Origin of the sequence: Spirosoma oryzicola (genome assembly GCF_021233055.1) — a bacterium.
GTDB classification, from domain to species: Bacteria; Bacteroidota; Bacteroidia; order Cytophagales; family Spirosomataceae; genus Spirosoma; species Spirosoma oryzicola.
The window spans coordinates 248423-270647 of sequence record NZ_CP089538.1; the positions used below are offsets into that span (position 1 = coordinate 248423).

A 22225-nucleotide genomic window follows, 5' to 3' on the forward strand; every position below is an offset into this window, starting at 1 on the left:
TTCATCGCTTATAATTAGGCTTGCTTACCTTGCTGATAACGCTTATTCGCAGCGTTCCAGTCAATTACGTTAAAATAAGCGCCAATGTATTCGGGACGACGGTTCTGGTACTTTAGGTAGTACGCATGTTCCCAAACGTCCAAACCAATGATTGGAAATCCTTTTGCGTCCGCAACGTCCATGAGTGGATTATCCTGATTTGGGGTTGAAGTAACGGCTAACTGACCTTCTGGAGTAACGATCAACCACGCCCATCCTGAACCAAAGCGGGTCGTCGCAGCTTTCGTGAACTCTTCTTTAAAAGCGTCGTAAGAACCGAATTTTTCGTTGATCGCGTCGGCTAGCTCACCCGTTGGCTGGCCGCCACCGTTACCAGAAATCGTATTCCAGAACAAGGTATGGTTATAATGGCCGCCCCCGTTATTGCGTACTGCAACCGGAGCCTGGCTCACCGTTTGAAGCAATTCTTCAATTGACTTGTTTTCCAGCTCTGTTCCAGCGATTGCATTATTTAAGTTCGTAACATAAGCATTGTGGTGCTTGTCATGGTGAATTTCCATGGTTTGCTTGTCAATGTTAGGCTCGAGCGAGTCGCTGGGGTAGGGTAGTGGGTCTAATACAAAAGCCATTGGACTTATAAAGTTAAAATGGAAGATCTTTCGGTTGGGTTAACACGGCTCCATTCGTTTATGTTCTTAAGCGTCGAAAAAACTTAGTCAATAACTGCTGACTGTCATCGGCTAACACACCTGTTTCGACGCGCGTTTTGGGATGTAACAGCGAGGGCTGAATGCGGCTGTACCCACGTTTTGTGTCGGGTGCGCCGATCACAACACGCCCGATCTGCGCCCAAAACAAGGCCCCGGCGCACATCACACAGGGCTCCAGCGTGACGTAAAGTGTACAGTCGGTTAAGTACTTGCCGCCGAGGTATTGCGTCGCTGCCGTGATGGCGAGCATCTCGGCATGAGCGGTTACGTCGTTGAATTGCTCCGTCTGGTTTCGACCCTTCGCTATAATACGATTTTGAGCGACAACTAAAGCGCCAACGGGGATCTCGCCCGCTTCGGCTGCCTCTTCCGCCAGACTTAGCGCAATATCCATAAAGTAGTCATCCGAGAACATAAGCAAGAGGGTAGCTGGAGAACCGGCTAAAATACAGCTTAATTTATTGTTTAAGAATTTTCCGAACCGACTGCCGGTCTCCAACCTGAATGCGAAGTATATACTGACCCGTCGGTTGAGTACTCAGATCAAGTTCGGTTTTGGCCGTACGGGTGGTCAGTTGATGGATTGTTCGTCCCTGCTGATCCATGAGCGAAAGAACAGCCGGGGTACGACTCAAAGGCATATCAATCGCCACGGTCACAGATGTCTGAGCGGGTACGGGATACACACCCACCAACGGATCGAGTGAATTGTTTTCCAGCCCTGTTACAACCAGAACTTTTACAGTCGCTGTACCCGATATAGCGCCTGCTCCGCAACCATTGCTCACACTAACCAGATGATACGTTGTCGTTCGCGCGGGTCGGACTTCGGCAACGTATGGGTTCGTAGTGGTTGTTGCTACATATGATCGAAGGCTATCCGCGTACGTTACTGTCCAGGGATTTTCACCGCTTAGGGTAACCGTCAAGCTTGCCGGGACACCCGCATAAATAGTTTGATCACCCTTCAGGAGGGCAATCGGTTTGGAGCGTACCGTAACAAGCGTGGGGCTGTTGGTCCCTACCACTTCGACATCTGGATTTGATCCTTTCACGCGAACGTAATACTGACCAGCTACGAAAGAATCTGACAAACGTGCTGTGACAGGGCTGTTGGTACTGGTAGCAGAAATTTCGTATTTTTTACTCGTATCTGCCGTACTGATCAGATCGATTTTAAACGTGTTGCCATTTCTAAATGCTCCTGTCGTCTGAAACGGTACCGTCAGAGTTGTTCCTGCGCACACAATGTTATTGCCTATGCTGCTCGTCGTGATCGTTGGACTTTGTACACTGATGACGGCTGTTGCCGGATTACCCGGTAGCCCAACACCACAACTATTGGAGACGGTCGTGACCTGATAAGTAGTATTGCCTCTGGGTAGTACCTGAATGGTTGTGTCAGCTGTGCGGGATACGCCCGAGTAACCACCCGTCAGCGTGTAGCTGAACGGAGGATTGCCCGTGAACTGTAATCGTAGTGGTGTTCTCTCGCCCAGATTGATCGAGGCCGATCCTGTTAATGATAAAGTTGGTATCGCGTTGACGATGACTTTAACAACCGAACGGGCGCTGTAGCAACCCGATGAACTGGTCTGATACACATAATACGCATCACCACCGGGCTCTACATTGACGTTGATCGTGGGAGGAGCGGGTGCAACGGTTGTTTCGTGGCCGTACGGATCGACCCAATGCAAGACACCCCCTGGCTCAGCGGTTGCTTCCAGGGGTACTGATTTCTCATCGACGCAGTACGCAACTACCGGCTTAGAAACCACCGGGACGGGTGTTGTCTGCACGTATACCTGAAGTGTAGCTTTCTGGCTTTCGCAATTGTCAACCGTCTGGGTAACCTGGTAGCTGATACTACCTGTCTGCGAGATGGGTGGCGTTGGAGCGCTTGAATAAACCCGACCGTCGGTATTGTACCACCGCAGATTCTGACCACTTGCGGTCAACGGCGAAATCGTCTGAGCGGGCTGGTCCTTCTGTGCCTGACAGAACGTTAGATTGCTGACGATGGGAGAGGCCGGTATGGGTTTGATGCTGACGGTTAAGGCCGCCTTGTTACTTTCACAGCCGTTTACGGTTTGCGTGGCTTTGAAAAGTTGATTGCCAATCGTGTTTGTACCGGGTGTCGGAGCATTAGCCAACGGTTGATCCGACGCGTCGTACCACTTGATGTTTGATCCCGTAGCCGTCAGCGCTTGTGCCTGCGCGTTGTTGCAGAAATTTACTGAACTTACGCCAGGAGCAACGGGTATTGCTTTAACTGTAACAACCAGACTGGCTCTTGTACTCTGGCAACCATCCAGCGTTTGACTGACGTAATACATCGTTTGCCCTGGTGTGGTGTTCTGAACAACGGGACTCGTGGCAGATGCCGTACCACCCGTCGCATTAGTACCATACCAGTTTGCTGTTGCATTAGCCGTAAGGGTTACTGGTAGTGTTGGCACAGGACTATTCTGGCAAAAATCAACGGGTGTCGTGACGGGTGCCGTGGGTGCATCTTTGACAAGCACCGGAATAGCCGCTCGGTCGCTTTCGCAACCGTTTACGATTTGCGTAACGTAGTAGTTTGTCGTGCCAATAATCGATGTATTCGGAATTGTTGCCGTTAGGGAAGAGGGCCCACCCGACTGTTGGGTACCATACCAGTGTAGATCCTGACCGCTAGCCGATAATGGATTGGCTTTCGCGCCTTCGCAGTAAGGACTTGGGGTAATACCGGCGGGCTTGTTGGGTAACGGGTTAACCAGAGCCGTCAAACTTGTCCGAGCACTCTCGCAGCCATTCAGCGTCTGACTCACGTAATAAACCGTTGAACTAACGGTGCTTGTAGAAGGCGTAGGCGCCGTAACCGACGCTGTACCACCCGTGGCATTGGTTCCGTACCAGTTCAATGTGCCACCTTGCGCTGGTGTTGCAGACAAAGCGTTCGCTGGACGATTTTGACAATAGATAGTTGGACTGACTACGGTCGGAGTTGTAGGTAGCGGTTTCACCTGTACGGACAAGCTGGCCCGTGGACTTTCGCAGTTGCCTACTACTTGAGCGACATAATATAACGTTGTCGAAGCGGAGGTCGTACCAGGCGTGGTTGGTGTCGAGGTAGCTGTACCACCGGTTCTGTTGGTCCCGTACCAATTTAATGTACCGCCCGATAGCGCTGTGGCCGACAAGGGTTTTGCTGTTTCATGCTGGCAATAGGTCAACGCAGCCGGCACAGAAGGCGAAGCGGGCGCCGACAGTACGGTTACGGCAATTGCTGCTCGCTGACTTTCACAGTTATCAATTATCTGACTAACGTAATACGTAGCACTGCTTTGATTAGTAGGTACTGTCGGTGTTGCTGAAGCCGTGCCACCCGTAGCCGATGTACCCCACCACCGTAATGTCGCTCCTGATAGGGCCGTAGCTGTAAGCGCTGCCGTCGTTGCTCCCTGACAAATACTTACCGAAGCGATTGTTGCAGGAGCTGGCAGAGCATTGCTAGTTGTTACAAGGAGGGAGACCCGCTCGCTTTCGCATCCGTTCAACGTTTGGCTGACGTAATAGGCTTTCTGACCAATTACGCTTGTGTTAGGAGTTGGAGCAATCGATGAAGCCACCCCGCCAGTGGCCCCTGTGTACCAATTGAGCGTTGCCTTCGTAACAGTTGTAGCAGACAAAGGACTGGCAACACTACCCTGACAGTACGATTTGTTCGCAACGATAGGCGCATCTGGGCGTTCGTTAACCGTTACCTTAATGCTTACTTTATCGCTCATGCAGCCATTCAGCGTTTGGCTTACGTAATAAGCCGTGCTACCGGTGAGGTTGGTATTTGGGACTGTTGCAACACTGGTTGGCGCGTTTGATGCATTCGTTCCGTACCAGTTTAACGTTCCACCAGACGAAGCTGTAGCGGTCAGGGGTTGGGCAACATCACCTTCACAATACGCAGCAGGCGTTAATACCGTAGGCAAACCCGGAGCCGATTGGACAGCGACCTGTTGGGTATTTGTGCTAATGCGAGCCGGAGAACTGGAAATAACCCTGATCTTATACGCTACGCTGGCTGCTGTCGTCTTTGGAATCGTCGCATTGATTGTAGCCGTGTTGGCTGCTGATGGAACCAGAGAAAGCGTTCCGATGCTGATCGTAGAACCAGAGAAAACGCCGTTTGCATCCGATAGTTGAGCCGTAAAAACATTTCCGGTCGAAAACGCGCCCGTCGTTGAAAAGGGAATAACCAGTGTACCGTTTGAGCCTGTGCAGGCGATACTGGCCGATAAGGCACCTGTCGTGATGGTTTGAGCCTTGCCCGGTGTCATAAACCCGGTAAGACAAAAACAGATGAAGAGATAAAAGTAACGTATAGGTCCCTTCATAGATATAATTGGAAAAGCGGTTAACGTATCTAAAAATAGCAAAATTACTTTACTTGATGCAGACGGTAGACGAGGGTAACTAATAGTATCTAACAATAAAAATGCCACCTTTCACAGTGGCATTTCATAAAAGACGAAAGGATCGTGGAGTGTGTTGCGCTTATAAAACTGCGCTGTAAATCAACTCGTGTATTCTTCGGCGAAGCTTAGTTGTGTTGATTGAGTTGTTGCCCGCTGTCGGATAAATACGGTTCGACAAGAAAACGAAGATTAATTCCTTTTCCGGATCAACCCAAACGACGTTACCCGTAAAGCCCGTATGCCCAAATGAGGTGGCGGAGGCTTGTTGCGCCAGATAAACGCTGCTCGAACTTTCCGGATTCGGCTTATCCCAGCCCAGCGCCCGGTGGCTACGGTTACTCAATGTCTGCGTAAAGTAAGGAACCGTCATCGGTTGAAAGATACGCTCCGTACCGTAAAACCCCTTTTGGAGATTCATTTGAAGAAGGGTCGCAATGTCATGGGCGTTTCCAAACAACCCGGCATGTCCCGAAACTCCCCCCTGTACCGCTGCCATCTGATCGTGTACCGTACCCACCAGTAGTTGATTCCGGTAGTAGGTATCCTGTTCCGTCGGTGCGCAATGTGGATTTTTCAGGCGTTGAAGTGGTGTAAAGCCTAACTGGTGTAAGCCAAGCGTTTTGTACACATTTTCCGTTACAAACGCATCCAGAGGTTGTTTGCTGACGCGCTCGACAATCTTTTGCAGCATCAGAAAATTCAAATCACTGTACACGTAAGCGGGTTTGCCCGACTCGTCGAGCTTGCGGGACATTGGTGACTGAACCACCCATTTCCAGACTGAGTCCTTCAGCGCAGGCGTTGCCCAAAGCGTCGGTGCTATTTGCAGCGGGTGCAACGTATCACGGGTAGCACTGTAATATTCAGCTTTCAGCCCACCACCCGGCGTCCGTGTCCGGTCCCATGTGGTTGGGTAGAACGACACCATACCCGACTGATGCCACAACAAATCCTGAATAACGATATTCTGTTTGTTAGTGCCTCTAAGTTCGGGCAAGTAAAGCGATGCTTTCTGGCTTATGTCAATCTGCTTGCGATCATACAGAACCATCACACTTTGCAGCGTTGCCAGCACTTTGGTCAATGAAGCCAGATCATACAGCGTTTCGTCCGTTACTTTCTCTGCACCGGGGCTGTAAGTCAACGCACCAAAATTCTTGCTGTAAACAACCTTGCCTTTACGAGCCACCAGAATTTCGCAACCGGGTACAACGTGATCGCGAACTGCGTTTTGAGCAATAGCGTCAATTTTTGCCAGAACGGCGGTTTTCATGCCAACGCTTTCTGGCGAACCCGCCGAAAGACGACCTTCCGGACTGACCGTTTCGCCAAGCCCAACCTTCAGATCACCCGTCGAAATTGGCAGCATACCGCGGGAGCCTAGTGCGCCGAACAGAACCTGAGGCACAACGCGTTGCATCTCATCAAATTCCTGATAAGCGCAGATCAGGCCGTCGGCATCCGTAAACTGCGTAAGGCTGTAAGGCGAACCAAAAACCGTAACAATTACTTTGACGCCCCGTTGTTTCAGCCGTGTTACCAGATCGAATGAAGCTTTTGTAATGCCGAACTTCCGGTAACTCGACTCGGTCATTTTGTGGTAGCTCACGACAACCGTATTCGCCGAACTGACCTGAGCCAGCGCATCGTTCAGTTCCGTTTCGGAAACAATCTTGTTTGGGTAAGAAAGCGTCTGAAAAGGCGCGTATTGGTTAAGCGTTTTTTGGAACGGGTTGTCGACATCTGCACCAATCGCAATCGACGCCAACCGCAGGGAGTCCAACGGGCCGATAGGCAGGATCTTGTTACGATTTGTAACAACCGTAACCGCTTGTTCGCACAAGTCATGCTTGAGCTGTTGCGCTTCCGGTGAATTCAGCTCCGCCGATAAGCCAGCAAGATTGATGGGCTTATACTGATTTAACCCAGCCCAGTATTTAGCGCGAAGTATTTTTTTGACTTTTTCGTCAATGAATTCCTGGGATATGACACCCTGCTGAATCGCATTAAGGATATTTTGCGAGGCTTCCCGAACGTTTTCTGGATACAGCAAAATATCATTCCCGGCCATCAACGCCCGTAGGTTAACGTCCATTGCTTTGGGTGACCGGCTGATACCGCCCATGTTCAGCGCATCAGTAAAGACCAGCCCCCGGAATCCCAGCTCCTTCTTAAGAAGCTCTGTTACAATTTTTTCGGATAACGTAGCGGCCAGGGCCGGGGTGTTGTCCATTACTGGTACATGCAAATGACCCGTTACAACGCCCATCAAACTGTCGGCAATGAGTTTCCGGAATGGGTACAGGTCAATGTCACGCATTTGCTCCGACGACCGGCTAACGGTTGGCAGCGTGTGGTGCGAATCGGCATTGGTGTCGCCGTGGCCCGGAAAATGCTTAGCCGTAGCAATGACGTGGGTTTGCTGTAAGCCACGCATGTAGGCCGACGCTTTCAAGGCTACATTCTCCTTCGACTCCCCAAATGAACGGATGCCGATGACCGGATTCGCGGGGTTGCTGTTAATGTCCGATACCGGGGCAAAATTGATATGGATGCCGAGCCGCTGGCATTGCCGGCCAATTTCGGCGCCCATCCGGTAAATCAGTTCATTGTCGCGAATGGCACCGAGCGCCATCTGCTTAGGAAAGTCCATCGTACTATCCAGGCGCATCCCTAATCCCCATTCGCCATCAATGCCAATCAATAAAGGGACTTTTGATAATGCCTGATAGCGATTGGTCAGAACGGCCTGCCGGTACGGACCACCCTGGAAAAAGATCAGACCACCAATATGGTTTGTCTGGATAAGGTGCTCGATGTATTGGTAATGATTATCATGACGGTTGGAGAACGTAGCCACCATGAAAAATTGCCCGACTTTTTGTTCGGGGGTGAGCGTCTGAAACACACTGTCGACCCAACGCTGCCCGCTATCGGAAAGCGAGAAGACTTCAACAGGGGTGGCGTACGAACGCACGTGCGAAGCGGGTGCCGTCAACCGTCGGGCCTTCGCTTTGTGAGCGTGTGCCGACGGGGCGAGCCGGGTCCATAAAGTACGCCCTGGCTTCGTTAAGCCAAATGCCGTAAATAAACTGACGGACAGCAGACCGATGACCAAAATCGGTCGTACAAGGTTGTTCCGCATGGGTACTCGATTGGTAAAAAGGTACAGTCGGCTATCGGTGGTTTATCGCCAAACCATAAAAATAGCCAACACCTACTGAAAACAATAACACATGTTTGAATTATCTAACTTTTTAACAAAATAATATACGTGAAATGTTTCGCTGCTTGGATTAATACAAAATTAAAACGAGCGAATGGAAAGAAAGCCGACGTTGCGATTTCAGGAAATGCATTGACAATCAACTCATCAGTTGATGAATAAATGAATGTTTGTTGCAGGATTGAAACGTCAAAAAAGTATACGGAGCAGCACAAAATAACAGCAGATCAATCACCAACCGTATACGGGTGTAGCTGTAAAGCACTTGGAGCGGAAGAAAACTTCCTGTAAACTGACGAATGAGATTGGAGAAGCAGGCTGGTAAGAGTTTAACAACGATTCGTTGTCTACATGGGCCGATCACCCAATAGCCTGTTCAAGTGGATCATTGCAAGACCCAAGCTGTAGCTAGTTGGAAGAAGCTACAGGGCGCTTTCAGACGTAACTTAACAGCCGTCAGATGAAGTGTGGAAGAGAGGATGCGTAAGAGTAAATCAGAAAGACCGTGCCGGACGTACGCTCGCCAGGGCAGCAACCAGTCGTTTGCTTAGTTCAGCTTTGTCAATAGCGGCAAGCGGCTGCCAGCACGACGACGCTGATGTCACTTTCGATTTTTGAACTAAAGCCGACGATTTCGCCCGCATTTGCTTTCTGGCAGCAAAAATATTGTGCGGATGCCCCATGCTCATCGCCTGTCCGCTAATGCCTACTAGTAAGGTTCCGACAATTAGTAAGGTTTTCATGGTCTGGTTGGTTCTTATTGACAACACAAAGATATAGGCTTTGTTGGGTATCTTGCAATACATAGTACTAAATTTTTTAATTATTTTTTCAGAATCGGCCAGGTCGAGCAAAATATTGAGTCTCTTCTCCATAAAGCATAATCATTTTGCTCGACCTGGCTAACCGATTTATCGTCAATCAAGCACGATTCGTTTGACGGCACCGTCTTCGTTCTGCGTGACAGTTATAAAGTAAGCTCCTTGTGCGCTTTTACCTAAATCAATTTGGCCGACAAACTCACCTGAGAAATCGTTCAACTCGCGTTTAGCTACTTCTTTTCCTTTCGGATTGGTCACAACGATACTTACATCGCCTTTTGCCGGAGCCGTGAACCGGACGTTCAGTTGGGCGCGGTCTGGGTTGTTTGGATAAGCATCCAATCCACGAATGGTAGACGGTTTGCTGTTGAAATTGCGTGACCAGTCTTCGAAGGGACGAACAAGCTGTCGATCCAAGTCGCGCGGTAATTGCATTCTGAATCGGTTGAGCTGGTCGGCTAGCGAATCGGTCCCGCGACGAAATTCATAGCGCCAGGTTTGTAGATCACGGTCGTTAATCCGGGGTATTCTGCCTCGATACACGTAAAAATCATCGGGAAGCCGTCGGTGGCGGGGGGTGAGATGCTCGCGTCTTGCTACGTGGCCGCTATCCGTATCATCAACGATAATGGTCATGTGGCGCTTGCCTTCTTTCCCTTTCCGCGTCGTCTTCAGCGAGTCGACCAGTTTCATGACAAGACGGTCGCGTTCAGGATCAGTCAGACCGTCAACCCGGTAGGTACGTTCGATCTCCCGCACTTCATCGCCGTTTCGTTCAATGATCCGGACGTTAACTTCGTCTTTCTTTGGCGAAGAACCCGCCTTCTGAGCCGTAGCGATTCCACTGATACCACCAGCGATGAACAGCGCTAAAACGAACCGCTGTAGCAGAATTACTGTTTTTTTCATAATCGTAACCGTTAATGAATACACAATAAGATAGGCTAAAAGTCATTGAGGGTGGGGCTGTTAAAGTTTGTTAAAGGCTCAGTGACTGCCTGGCAGCATTCGTATTTTTACGGATTACACAATCAGGCATAGCCAAAAGCATACCGATTGTGATCTGCTTGTTTACCCATAGATGAAAAAAAAGGCCGAAGGTTGCATAAAGGCCGAAAAAAATGTCGACACTACGCATACGATGGATTGTTGCCCTGATGGCAGTCGGATTGGTGGGCCTCGTTGGTTTACAGTCTTACTGGATCAGTAGTGCATTGCATTTGCAGAAAGAACAATTCGACTATAAGGTTACCGATGGCTTGCAGGAGGTTGTTCGCGCCCTCGAACGGCAGGAGGCTATGTACCAGGCAAAACAACATATCCAGGCCCGCGACCATCAGGACCGGTTGATGGCGATTGCCAGAAAAGAAGATAAGAAGTCGGTTGTTGAATCCTCGGCTTCCAGGAAAAAAGTAGCCAGTGCAACATCCGATAAAGTAGCTAGTACTCAGGCAAAGAAAGCAAATCCGAAAGTGACTGATTCGCAGCGGTTGCCGTATGGAATGGCCCCGGCTGGTGCGGTAGTTGTACAATCGGATGTGCTGCATCCGGTAGCGCATCCGCTGTCGCCAGAGCAAATGGCCGTTGTCGAAGAATTTTTCCGCCAGCAGGATGAACTGATGGCAGTTGGCGACTGGCAGACACAACTAGCCCAACAACAGCAGTTTAATCACTGGGTCGATCAGATTCTTGTCAACGAACTCAATCAGATCAACGGACAGGTGGCTTCGGCTCGTCGGCAGGATTCGCTGGCCCGATTAAAAGCAAGTCGGGAGCGGGCCAAACAGATTGCTAAGCAGCGAAAGTCGCGCCAAAATGTGTTGAACGATTCGGCTAAAACAGAGGTAGCCGTCAGTACACCAACAAGCTTTAGCTCGAACCGAACGGGCGAGCAGTCGAGAATGATCAAGGATGTATTGAAAGGGCTACTTCTTTCGGAACGCCCCATCGAGGATCGTATCAACCGACTGGCGCTCGATACGCTGCTACGGCAGGCATTGCAGGAAAGAGGCATCAACATTCCGTTTGCTTTTGGCGTTCGGACGAAATCCCAACCTGCTTTTCTGTTTACGTCGCTCGGTATGAGTCCGCAGCAGTTCAGAGAGGGTGGATATAAAGCCGCCTTGTTTCCGAACAATATGCTTGAAACGGGAAACTACGTTTACGTTTATTTCCCAACGCAACGACAGTTTATTCTGAGTCAGTTGTGGTTTACGTTCGGCGCATCAGCCGTGTTGATTCTCGTCATTCTGGCTTGTTTTTACATTGCTATTAGTACGATTGTCCGACAGAAAAAGCTGGCCGACATCAAGAATGATTTCATCAACAACATGACCCACGAGTTCAAAACGCCTATTTCGACCATCTCATTGGCGGTTGAAATGGCGCAGGAACAGGTCCGCCACCCGCAGGGCGCTTCAAGCACGGATGAGTCATCCGTAAATGAACGGTTGTCGCGTTACATGGGTATTATACGTGATGAAACCCGACGACTTGGTTCGCACGTTGAGAAAGTACTGCAAATGGCCTTGCTCGACCGGGGCGAAATCAAGCTGAAATTGTCGTCAGTCAACGTACACGATGTCGTCGAGAATGTGCTGAACAACATGAGTTTGCAGATCGAGCAGCGCGGGGGCGAATTAGACCTGGAGTTTGATGCCGACCGCGAAGTGATTGAAGCCGATGAGGTCCACGTAACCAATATCGTGTATAACCTGCTCGACAATGCGCTGAAGTACTCGCCCGAAAGTCCGCATATCGCCTTGGCTACGCGTAGCCTTCCCGAAGGAGTCAGCATAACGGTTACGGATCACGGGCTGGGAATGACCAAAGATCAGCTAAGCCGTATCTTTGAAAAATTTTACCGGGTTCCGACGGGCAACCGACACGACGTAAAAGGTTTTGGGCTGGGATTGAGTTACGTGAAGAAGATGGTTGACGAACACCACGGGCAGATTCACGTGGTCAGCGAACCTGGCAAAGGCAGTTCATTCGAAGTGATTTTACCCTATAACATTAGCGAAAGAGCAAAAGAGTAGTGAACGATTCATGTACTCGTTTGCTCTTTCATCGTTCAATTATGCCTACCATTCTTCTCGTCGAAGACGATCCCAATCTGGGCCAATTAGTGCAGGAATACCTGACTATGAAAGGCTACGCTACTGACCGCGCTACGGATGGCAATCAGGGCCTGCAAAAGTTCATGGCTGGTCAGTACGACCTATGCATCTTCGATGTAATGATGCCCAAGAAAGACGGCTTCACCCTGGCGAAAGAAGTACGTATGGCGCAGCGTGAAGTGCCGATCATCTTTCTGACGGCCAAGTCCATGCAGGAAGATGCCATCCAGGGCTTCAAGGTGGGAGCCGATGACTACGTGACGAAGCCGTTTAGTATGGAGGAGCTTTTGTTACGCATTCAGGCTATCCTACGGCGGTATCAGCGATCTGCCGACGCACCTGAACCAACGGTATATAAGATCGGCTCGTTTTCGTTCGATTATCCCCACCAACTGCTAAGCCGTTCCGCCGAAAATGAACCCCAAAGCGAAATAGAGTCGCCGGCGCAGAAACTAACCAGTAAGGAATCCGAGTTATTAAAGTTGTTGGCTCAGAATTTGAATCAGCCCGTTAGCCGTAGTTTTGCGTTAAAAATGGTCTGGGGTGACGATTCATACTTCAACGCCCGCAGCATGGACGTGTACGTTACCAAGCTTCGTAAATACTTGAAAGATGATGCGACTGTTCAGTTGGTCAATGTACACGGTGAAGGATTTAAACTGATTGCCTGACGGTTTTCAGCTGTTCGATTGTTTTGAACCGAACGGTACGCGAAAACCGAAATTTGTAAGCCATGAATATAATACGTCGTCCGCGCCGGAGCCGTCAATCCGCTGCTATTCGTGATATGGTGCAGGAAACGCGCCTGTCCGTCACCGATTTTATTTTGCCCGTTTTTATCATGGAAGGGCAGAACGTCCGTTCTGAAGTGGCTTCCATGCCGGGAATTCATCGTTTGTCGCAGGACTTACTCCTCGAAGAAATACAAGAGTGCGTCGATTTAGGTATCAAAACGTTCGATCTGTTTCCAAATCTGCCTGAGTCGAAAAAAGATAAATACGCTACGGAAAGCTACAACCCTGACGGTTTATATCTGCAAACGATCCGCGCCATCAAAGACCGCTTCCCCGATGTGATGGTGATGACTGATGTGGCGATGGACCCGTACAGTTCGGACGGTCACGATGGTGTTGTCGAAAACGGTAAGATCCTAAACGATCCGACCTTAGAAGTACTGGGTAAAATGGCCTTGGCGCAGGCGCAGGCAGGCGCTAACATTGTCGGTCCTTCAGATATGATGGATGGGCGAGTAGGCTATCTCCGGCAGGTGCTCGACGAAGGGGGCTTTCACGATGTTGCGATCATGTCGTACTCAGCCAAGTATGCCAGTGCTTTTTACGGACCGTTCCGCGATGCGCTTGATTCAGCACCGAAATTTGGCGACAAAAAAACCTATCAGATGAACCCGGCCAATAGTCGGGAAGCGCTCATCGAAGCCCAGCTCGATTTTGCCGAAGGAGCCGACTTTCTGATGGTAAAACCCGCCTTAGCGTACCTTGACATCATCAAGCTTCTGAACGATAACTTTCATTTGCCCATTGCTGCTTATAACGTCAGTGGCGAGTATGCGATGATTAAGGCCGCGGCTCAGCAGGGCTGGCTCGATGGAGAACGGGCCATGATGGAATCACTACTGTCAATCAAACGGGCTGGTGCTTCGGTTATCCTCACTTATTTTGCTAAAGAAGCTGCCCGCCTTTTATGAGTAAGCTATTAATTCGTAACGCTCGTTTGGTAAACGAAGGGCGTGTTGTGGAAACGGATGTGCGTATTGAAGATGGATTCATTGCGCAGATCGGTCAGAATTTGTCAGATGCTGGTGTCAATCAATCAATTGATGCCGATGGTCAGTACCTGCTCCCTGGTGTTATTGATGATCAGGTACACTTCCGTGAGCCGGGTCTTACGCATAAAGCAACCATTCAGTCCGAGTCGCGGGCGGGCATAGCGGGGGGTGTCACCAGCTTTATGGAGATGCCCAATACCGTACCCAACGCGCTGACGCAGGAGCTACTGGCCGATAAATATGCCATCGCTGCCCAAACGTCGCTGGCGAACTACTCGTTTTTTATGGGTGCTTCGAACAACAATCTGGATGAGGTTTTGCGTACAGATCCGCGCACTGTTTGTGGCATCAAGGTGTTCATGGGATCATCTACCGGTAATATGCTTGTGGATAATGAGCAGGTACTGGCCAGTTTGTTCCAGCAAAGTCCGATGCTAATTGCTACCCACTGCGAAGACGAAGCTACGATTCGGGCCAACACCGAGCGCTACCGGGCAGAATACGGTGACAATGCGACTGCCGCTCTGCATCCGTTGATTCGTAACGAGGAAGCGTGCTTAATATCGTCAACGCTAGCGGTTGAACTGGCCAAGCAGTATAATGCCCGATTACATATCCTGCACATCTCGACGGCTGACGAACTGAAGTTATTCGCTAACGACCGGCCGTTAACGGAAAAGCGCATTACAGCGGAGGTGTGTGTCCATCACCTTTGGTTTGATAGTGATGATTACAAACGCCTGGGCAATCTGATTAAATGCAATCCGGCCATAAAAGCTCCGCATCACAAGGAAGCGCTAATGACGGCTCTGCTGGATGATCGACTGGATATAATTGCTACAGACCATGCTCCGCACACTTGGGCGGAAAAGAAGCAATCGTATTGGCAGGCTCCATCTGGGTTACCGTTGGTACAGCACCCGCTTTTGTTGATGCTTGATTTTGTTCAGCAGGGTAAGCTACCGATTGAAACCGTTGTCCGCAAGATGTGCCACGCCCCCGCCGATTGTTTTCAGATTGACCGGCGTGGTTATGCGCGTGAAGGATACTGGGCGGATCTAGTACTTGTCGATACCAATCGGCCAACAACCGTTTCGAAAGAAAATGTACTGTATCAATGCGGATGGTCGCCATTAGAAGGCCATACATTCGGGGCTACGGTAACGCACACGATTGTGTCGGGTGAACAGGTATACGCACAAGGACAGTTTCTGACCCACCAGTCAGGAAAGCGGATGCTATTTAATCGATAGTACGAAAAAAATATGGTCTAGATCTTGCACAGTCAGGAAAGTGTACCGTATCTTTGCAATCCCAAACAAGGGGAAACGTACTGCCGAAGTGGTGAAATTGGTAGACACGCACGTTTCAGGGGCGTGTGTCTTTACGGACATGCGAGTTCGAGTCTCGCCTTCGGCACCACCTTAAGCCGCAATCTATTGATTGCGGCTTTTGTTTTATAATTAACTTGTCCGCCACGACACTGCCCCTCTATACTACCCCTGAATGCGGCATGATTGGTCTGCCCCTTTTGAACACTGTTGAATAACCAGCAGTCTCTTTTCGGTTTCAATAATCCATTTACCAAGATTGCGCGTACGAGCGTGATCGATTCGAAGACGGCTACCGAGACGACACTTAGCCCGTTAGAGAAAGAAAACCGCCCCACTCTTTATCGCCCCTTTGATACTCACTGATTCTAAAAGTAGACTCAAGTCTCTACAAACATTTTTGTTACTGGCTTGTCTACTATAAACTATTCATACATATTGTTTTTCAAGATTAACTCTTTTGCAATCAATGAACGGTGAGCGCGAGCCCCTCGATCAAACTATTACCGCCGACTATGAGCGGATAAAGTTTACGCTACAGGCTGCTTGTATTGGAACCTGGGAGCTAGATATAACGAATCAATTGGTTCGTTGGGACGATAGCTGTAAAACGCTTTTTAATTTTTCGGGCGATGATCTGGTAGCCTATGATCAGGTACTGAATTTAATACACCCTGGTGATCGAATTTTAATCGAAGAGATTGTTCAACAGGTAATTAATAACCAGCTTGGTGAGCAGTATAACGTTAAATTTCGTGTTTATGCTGATGAGAGCGGCCAGTTTCGCTGGTTGCAAAGCAGAGGGAAGATACACATAGACAAAAAGACGGGAAGCCGCCGTTTGCTAGGCATATTAGAGGACGTCACTCAGTCGGTTGACGGTCAAGACCAGATTGCTGCTCAGCAGAAGATTGAGATTGACGAGCGATTTCGGGGACTTATTAACGAAGTACCCGTCGCCACTTGTCTTTTGATGGGCGAAGATCTGATTGTCGAAATGGCCAATTCGCCGGCGTTGGCTATCTGCGGAAAAGACCATTCTATAATTGGTAAACCATTAATTGACATCTTCCCCGAACTGAAAGGTGAACTCGTCGAACGGATGTTACATAGTACGTTACGTTCGGGAGAAACCAATCAGACGCGCAACACCCTTGTCGAGTTGATTGTAGATGGTGTATCGCACACCTATTATGTTGATTTTGTATGTAAGCCGTTGCGTAACCCGGCGGGTACTATCAACGCTATCTTAGTCATGGGAATCGACGTCACCGAGCAGGTGATGGCCCGGATGAAGATCGAAGAAAGCAAAGACCAGTTGACGTTTGCCATTGAGGCTGCTGAACTGGGCGTTTGGGATTTGAATCCTGCCACGAACAAATTCACCGCTAATAACCGATTGAAAGAGTGGTTTGGCGTTCCTTCCCAAAAGGAAGTAGAGTTAGATGTAGCACTTAATGCCATCACTGATAAGGACAAACAGCGGGTATCCGGGGCAATCTGGAACGCCTTGCAGGGGCAATCGGGAGGGCAGTACGATATTGAATATACACTCGTCCATCCGGAGACGAAGCATGAGCGAACGGTCCGGGCAAAAGGAAAAGCCCAATTTACCGATAAAGGCGTGGCTTATCGCTTCAATGGTACACTACAGGACATAACTGAGCGTGGACAGATAGAATTGGTCCTAGCCGAAAGTGCGCAAAAATTACGTAGTTTAGTTGAAAGCGCCCCCTTTCCGATTGGCGTTTACGTTGGTAGAGAGATGCGTATTGAACTTGCCAACCAGTCGATTATGGACGTTTGGGGTAAAGGCAACAATGTGGTCGGTAAAACGTACCAGGAGGTGTTACCCGAACTGTCGAATCAAGACATTTACTCCCAACTCGACAACGTTTTCACTTCGGGTATTCCCTTCCATGCTAAAAATCAACGGGTTGATCTTAAGGTAGATGGTAAGTTACAGCCTTACTATTTCAATTATAGCTTTACTCCTCTGTATGATGCCAAGGGGGAAGTGTACGGGGTGATGAATACGGCTGCTGAAGTAACGGACCTGATAGTTGCCAAGCAGCAGATCGAAGACGCTGAGGTGGCTCTTAGAGGGGCAATCGAACTGGCGGAACTGGCTACCTGGAGCGTGGATGCCAACCAGAGCACCTTCACTTTTTCCGAACGATTTATGAATTGGCTTGGCATCACCGAGTCTACAAAAAGTCTGGAGGAAGTGTATAAGTTGTTGCCCGATGAATCGAGGCAGTCAGTGAAAGAAGGAATTGCGGCCTGTCTACAGTCTGGTTCGTCCGGCTTTTACGAGAATGAGCATCCTGTTAGTAACCAACTGACTGGGAAGATGCGCATCATCCATACCCAAGCTCAGCTTTATTTTGATGCCGATAATCAGCCAATAGCGCTTCGAGGTACGGCCCAGGATGTCACTGAGCAACGGCAGGTACAAATAGCCTTGGAGCGGCAAGTCCAGGAGCGGACTGAAGAATTGGCGGCTATCAACGAGGAGTTGGCAGCTACCAACGAAGAATTAGCCGCTACCAATGAGGAACTGGCTGCTACCAATGAAGAGTTAGCCGAATCCAACCAGTTGTTTATTCGCTCCAACCACAACCTTGAGCAATTCGCTTACATTGCCTCGCATGACTTACAGGAACCTTTACGTAAGGTGCAGCAATTCGGCGATCTGTTGATACGACAACATGGCGATCAGCTAGGTGAAGGGGCGATGTATCTGGAGCGCATGCAATCAGCCGCTAGCCGCATGTCGACGTTGATTCGTGACTTACTGACTTTCTCGCGCATTTCGACTCAGCAGGATAGTACAGGGCTGGTAGCTTTGAATGGCGTTATTAACATGGTACTGACAGACTTAGACCTGCGCATTCAGGAGACAAGTGCGGCCGTTAACGTTGGGTCATTACCAGTTATACAAGGCGATAAATCTCAACTGGGGCAATTATTTCAGAACCTGATTAGTAACGCGCTAAAGTTTTTCCGACCTGATATTCTACCCGTTATCAACATCAGTGCTGAATTGATAGAGGTCAGTGATTTACCTCCAACAGTGAAGCCAACGCGCTCGGTAAGGGCTTACTATCGCATCGATGTAGCCGACAACGGAATTGGGTTTGATGAAAAGTACATTGATCGCATCTTCCAGGTTTTTCAACGGCTGCACACCAAAAGCCAGTACGCAGGTACTGGTATCGGATTGGCGATCTGCGAAAAGGTAGCGGCCAATCATGGAGGAGCAATCACCGCTACGAGTCAACCGGGGCAGGGTGCTACTTTTAGCGTATACTTACCGGCCTGAGTCGCTATTGAGGCTGGTAGCAGTCGACTTAGCATTGTCAATACAAACAAAATCCCGTCTGGTTCTAATGCCAGACGGGATTTCTGTTATTATATCTTGTAAAGAAGTTAGGCAATAACTTCGCCAGCTTCTACCAGATTATGTTTTAGTAAGTATTCTGCAATCTGAACGGCGTTGGTAGCTGCTCCCTTGCGAAGGTTATCAGCTACGATCCACATATTCAGCGTGTTCGGCTGACTTTCATCACGACGAATGCGACCGACGAATACTTCGTCTTTTCCGTGCGCTGTCAGTGGCATCGGGTATACTTTGTTTTGCGGGTCATCCTGTACAACAACACCCTCGGCATTGCTGAGTAGTTCAACCACTTCGGTTACGTCAAAATCGTTTTTGAATTCAACGTTTACTGCTTCCGAGTGGCCACCGATGGTTGGAATGCGGACTGTGGTTGCCGTTACCTGAATCGAATCGTCGCCCATGATCTTCTTGGTCTCGTTGACCATTTTCATTTCCTCTTTGGTATAACCATTGTCGAGGAACACGTCGATATGGGGTAATACGTTCAGGTCAATCGGGTGCGGATACACTTTCGATACGCTAGTGTCGCCATTACGTTCAGCAAATAGTTGATCAACAGCCGCTTTGCCCGTACCCGTAACCGACTGGTAGGTCGAAACGACAACCCGTTTAACGCCATAGCGGTCGTGCAGGGGCTTTAGCGCAACGACCATCTGGATCGTCGAGCAGTTTGGATTCGCAATAATCTTGTCTTCTGGCGTGAGCGTATTGGCGTTGATTTCAGGAACAACCAGCTTTTTGGTTGGGTCCATCCGCCAGGCCGACGAATTGTCAACTACGGTAATTCCTGCCTCCGCAAACTTGGGGGCCAGGGCCAGCGAGGTGCTACCTCCAGCCGAGAAAATCGCAACGGCAGGTTTGGCGGCAATGGCATCCTCAAAGCTAACGACTGTGTACGGTTTACCCTTGAACTCAATCTGTTTACCAACCGAGCGCTCGGAAGCAACGGGAATGAGTTCTGACACGGGGAAGTTACGTTCTTCCAGTACCTTCAGGATTTCGCCACCGACTAGGCCTGTGGCGCCAACGACTGCGATTTTCATAATTTTTTCACCAGTTAATTAAAAATTGACCGCAAAATTACAGTAATAAGTTGACATACAGATAAAAAAGGAAGATATTTTTAGTAGCCACCAATTACTTAAAATAGACAACGGAATCAGGAGTCACACAAACCTCCAACGGAATGTCAGTCGGTTCAATCGCGTCAATTTGCTCGACGGGCTCTACGAATGATAATCCGACTTTTAAACAGTCGGGGCGACAATCCGCCAGGAACCGATCATAAAAGCCGCCACCATAGCCGACTCGATGGCCCTGTCGATCAAAAGCCAGAAGTGGTACCAGTACAAGGTCAATCGCGCTGGTCTTGACGGCTAGAGAATCTTCGGCAATGGGCTCAGGAATACCCCATTGATTAGTAGCCAGAAGCGTATCTGGAGTCAGTTCGTAATGAGTCAGTTGGTACGTATCAGCATCCGTGATCGAAACAGCCAGCCGGACCTGCGGAAAATCGTGCCAAAAACGGTGAACGATTAGCCAGGTGTTTAGCTCGTTTTGGCGTGCGATGGGGAGGAAAGTATGAACGGTAAGCCTGCCATCCGTCCATACCTGATCGAAAAAATGCGCGCAGATTTTATGGCTATACTCAGCAAGCGCTGTATCGGACAGCGCCTTGCGAGTGGTCAGATACTGACGCCGTAAATCAGCTTTTTTCATACACGCTGTGATAGCCAGAAGCCAAACTTATTCCAAACAGAGCTGCATCCGATAGTCGAACGGATCGAAGACCGAACCGATTTTGTTTAAAAACTCCCGGTCGTTCAGGTGAAATGTCAGAAAGTTCTCGCTTCGTTCCTGTAATCCGCCATTAGGAAACAGTTCGTCTTTGACGGCCAGTAACTGCCGAACACCCACTTCCTGATTGTGCTCTTCGGCCCGGCGCATTTTCTTTTCCAGCCGTGTAATGGCATTGGCAAACCGCTTCGTCTCGGCTAAAACTGCTTTCTCAAGGGTAGGGTCAACCATTTGCGCTTTGTGCAAAATGTTGTCCAGCGCTTTGTTGACAACCTTGTTTTCGTTGTCGAACTTAAGCGTGTGCCGGGCGTGGTTTTCGACATACTCGCGCTTGAGAACCAGCGTGTCCTTAAACAGTTCTTCGGGCGTCAGACCCAACTTGCGAATGCGCTTTGCGCTTACTGATGGCACATACATCGCAAAATTGCGGGGCATCAGAATTGGAAAAGTAGTCTGGAAATAATCGAATACCGGTTTCAGCTGCAACCAGTAAGGTACTTCCGACGGTCCACCGATATAAGCCAGATTCGGTAGAATCGTTTCCTGGTACAGAGGTCGTAGCACGACGTTAGGACTGAATTGCTCCGGATGTTCGTCGAGCAGTTGTAACAACTCCTGTTCGGTAAACCGAAGCTTGGTATGTAGCACCCGATAGGTACCATCCTCCTTGCGCTCGATACGTTCGCGAAGCTGATCGTCCAGGTAAAACAGGTTAATGTCGCGCGGGGAAATAACCGTTTTGTACCCCAGTTTTTCGAGTAGCTCAGTTTGCTTTGCCACCAGTTCACCCGAGCGCTGATGCTGCAACTCATCCCGCATGACCGGGGCGAAAACACGCTTTAACGCGGCATCGTCGGCATCCAGCGATATAAGACCCTGACTCCCGAACAGCTCGTTTATGTAATGCCGGGCCGCATCGGCTAAGGTGTTGTGCTTTAAATACGCTTCTTCAAACAAGGACAGCTTTTCGGGAATCTGATTGAAAAGCGTCTTTAGTTCCTGCGGATTCATCCGTCCAACGGCTCCCCGCTGTTCGGTCGCCCAGGAGTAGTTTTTACCGAAGAGCGAGAAGTGATTGATTTCAGCAAAATCGTGATCTTCCGTCGCCATCCAGTAAACCGGCACAAAATTGTAGTCGGGATAGGCTTTCTTCAACTGTTGCGCCAGCCTGATTGTCGTAATCAGCTTGTAGACGATGTACAGCGGTCCCGTAAAGATATTTAGCTGGTGGCCCGTTGTAACCGTAAACGTGTTTGGCTGGAGGAGTACCGAAAAATCCGGTTTGTTAGAAATTTGTGCGTACTGCCGCTCAAGTGCATCGACTAAAACCTGCCGTTTTGATTCGTCAAATGTCTTATCATTGATCTGTTCTTTAAACGCTGATAACTCTGGGTAGCGCTGATAGAACGGGAAAAGTATATCTTTTTTATTGATGTAATCGAGAAATAAGGAAGAAAACTGGCCGGTGGATGCGAGCGGCAGGTACTGACAGTCCATGCAGGTTGGGATTTATTCGGCTCAACAACGGAAAAACCCGCAAGGTTCGGCTTGATCATAATGACCAGGACTAAA

General features: G+C 49.3%; 14 protein-coding genes and 1 tRNA gene. 6 read left to right on the forward strand and 9 right to left on the reverse strand.

Translation table 11 applies throughout. The annotated features are described in order from the left end of the window. Positions 1–14: 14 nt before the first annotated feature. From LQ777_RS01000 to LQ777_RS01025, 6 genes are all read right to left on the reverse strand, one after another. A complete protein-coding gene (locus LQ777_RS01000; protein WP_232560658.1) occupies positions 15–629 on the reverse strand; it encodes a superoxide dismutase in 615 nt (204 codons plus the stop codon). Between the two features lie 58 nt (positions 630–687). After that, positions 688–1125, reverse strand: coding sequence for a nucleoside deaminase (locus tag LQ777_RS01005; RefSeq protein ID WP_232560659.1), 438 nt, complete (start codon positions 1123–1125; stop codon positions 688–690). 43 nt (positions 1126–1168) lie between these two features. After that, complete coding sequence (locus LQ777_RS01010) at positions 1169–5089, reverse strand: Ig-like domain-containing protein (RefSeq protein ID WP_232560660.1); 3921 nt, start codon at positions 5087–5089, stop codon at positions 1169–1171. 160 nt (positions 5090–5249) lie between these two features. Continuing rightward, entirely contained in the window at positions 5250–8315 is a 3066-nt protein-coding gene (locus tag LQ777_RS01015; protein ID WP_232560661.1) for a serine hydrolase domain-containing protein, read from the reverse strand. A 575-nt stretch (positions 8316–8890) separates the two neighbouring features. Continuing rightward, on the reverse strand, positions 8891–9139 hold the full coding sequence (locus LQ777_RS01020; RefSeq protein WP_232560662.1) for a hypothetical protein: 249 nt from the start codon (positions 9137–9139) through the stop codon (positions 8891–8893). Positions 9140–9313: 174 nt separating this feature from the next. Then, positions 9314–10126 carry a T9SS type A sorting domain-containing protein gene (locus LQ777_RS01025; RefSeq protein WP_232560663.1) on the reverse strand — a complete coding sequence of 271 codons (813 nt, stop codon included), beginning with the start codon at positions 10124–10126 and terminating at the stop codon, positions 9314–9316. Between the two features lie 212 nt (positions 10127–10338). Here LQ777_RS01025 and LQ777_RS01030 point away from each other — a divergent pair, with 212 nt between their 5' ends. From LQ777_RS01030 to LQ777_RS01055, 6 genes are all read left to right on the forward strand, one after another. Beyond that, a complete protein-coding gene (locus LQ777_RS01030; protein WP_232560664.1) occupies positions 10339–12255 on the forward strand; it encodes a sensor histidine kinase in 1917 nt (638 codons plus the stop codon). A gap of 41 nt (positions 12256–12296) precedes the next feature. After that, positions 12297–13007, forward strand: coding sequence for a response regulator transcription factor (locus LQ777_RS01035; RefSeq protein WP_232560665.1), 711 nt, complete (start codon positions 12297–12299; stop codon positions 13005–13007). 62 nt (positions 13008–13069) lie between these two features. Further along, entirely contained in the window at positions 13070–14041 is a 972-nt protein-coding gene (hemB, locus tag LQ777_RS01040; protein WP_232560666.1) for a porphobilinogen synthase, read from the forward strand. Further along, positions 14038–15375 (forward strand): dihydroorotase, encoded by a 1338-nt coding sequence (locus LQ777_RS01045; RefSeq protein WP_232560667.1) that lies wholly within the window; start codon positions 14038–14040, stop codon positions 15373–15375. The genes hemB and LQ777_RS01045 overlap by 4 nt, the downstream gene beginning before the upstream one ends. 82 nt (positions 15376–15457) lie before the next feature. Then, positions 15458–15544 (forward strand) — tRNA-Leu (locus tag LQ777_RS01050). Between the two features lie 378 nt (positions 15545–15922). Beyond that, entirely contained in the window at positions 15923–18778 is a 2856-nt protein-coding gene (locus LQ777_RS01055) for a PAS domain S-box protein (protein ID WP_232560668.1), read from the forward strand. 107 nt (positions 18779–18885) lie between these two features. Here LQ777_RS01055 and LQ777_RS01060 read toward each other — a convergent pair whose 3' ends face one another. The 3 genes from LQ777_RS01060 to bshC all read right to left on the reverse strand — a co-directional run bounded on the left by LQ777_RS01060 (position 18886) and on the right by bshC (position 22150). Further along, the gene (locus tag LQ777_RS01060; protein WP_232560669.1) at positions 18886–19899 is read right to left on the reverse strand and encodes an aspartate-semialdehyde dehydrogenase; all 1014 of its coding nucleotides are present in this window, start codon (positions 19897–19899) and stop codon (positions 18886–18888) included. A 94-nt stretch (positions 19900–19993) separates the two neighbouring features. Then, positions 19994–20575, reverse strand: a complete 582-nt coding sequence (locus LQ777_RS01065; protein ID WP_232560670.1) for a 5-formyltetrahydrofolate cyclo-ligase — start codon at positions 20573–20575, stop codon at positions 19994–19996. Positions 20576–20602: 27 nt separating this feature from the next. Beyond that, on the reverse strand, positions 20603–22150 hold the full coding sequence (bshC, locus tag LQ777_RS01070; protein WP_232560671.1) for a bacillithiol biosynthesis cysteine-adding enzyme BshC: 1548 nt from the start codon (positions 22148–22150) through the stop codon (positions 20603–20605). Positions 22151–22225 lie beyond the last annotated feature (75 nt).

Bases quoted from the DNA above. Each gene is read 5' to 3' on its own strand.
- LQ777_RS01000 (WP_232560658.1), bottom strand. From the start codon at position 629: ATGGCTTTTGTATTAGACCCACTACCCTACCCCAGCGACTCGCTCGAG.
- LQ777_RS01005 (WP_232560659.1), bottom strand. From the start codon at position 1,125: ATGTTCTCGGATGACTACTTTATGGATATTGCGCTAAGTCTGGCGGAA.
- LQ777_RS01010 (WP_232560660.1), bottom strand. From the start codon at position 5,089: ATGAAGGGACCTATACGTTACTTTTATCTCTTCATCTGTTTTTGTCTT.
- LQ777_RS01015 (WP_232560661.1), bottom strand. From the start codon at position 8,315: ATGCGGAACAACCTTGTACGACCGATTTTGGTCATCGGTCTGCTGTCC.
- LQ777_RS01020 (WP_232560662.1), bottom strand. From the start codon at position 9,139: ATGAAAACCTTACTAATTGTCGGAACCTTACTAGTAGGCATTAGCGGA.
- LQ777_RS01025 (WP_232560663.1), bottom strand. From the start codon at position 10,126: ATGAAAAAAACAGTAATTCTGCTACAGCGGTTCGTTTTAGCGCTGTTC.
- LQ777_RS01030 (WP_232560664.1), top strand. From the start codon at position 10,339: ATGTCGACACTACGCATACGATGGATTGTTGCCCTGATGGCAGTCGGA.
- LQ777_RS01035 (WP_232560665.1), top strand. From the start codon at position 12,297: ATGCCTACCATTCTTCTCGTCGAAGACGATCCCAATCTGGGCCAATTA.
- hemB (WP_232560666.1), top strand. From the start codon at position 13,070: ATGAATATAATACGTCGTCCGCGCCGGAGCCGTCAATCCGCTGCTATT.
- LQ777_RS01045 (WP_232560667.1), top strand. From the start codon at position 14,038: ATGAGTAAGCTATTAATTCGTAACGCTCGTTTGGTAAACGAAGGGCGT.
- LQ777_RS01055 (WP_232560668.1), top strand. From the start codon at position 15,923: ATGAACGGTGAGCGCGAGCCCCTCGATCAAACTATTACCGCCGACTAT.
- LQ777_RS01060 (WP_232560669.1), bottom strand. From the start codon at position 19,899: ATGAAAATCGCAGTCGTTGGCGCCACAGGCCTAGTCGGTGGCGAAATC.
- LQ777_RS01065 (WP_232560670.1), bottom strand. From the start codon at position 20,575: ATGAAAAAAGCTGATTTACGGCGTCAGTATCTGACCACTCGCAAGGCG.
- bshC (WP_232560671.1), bottom strand. From the start codon at position 22,150: ATGGACTGTCAGTACCTGCCGCTCGCATCCACCGGCCAGTTTTCTTCC.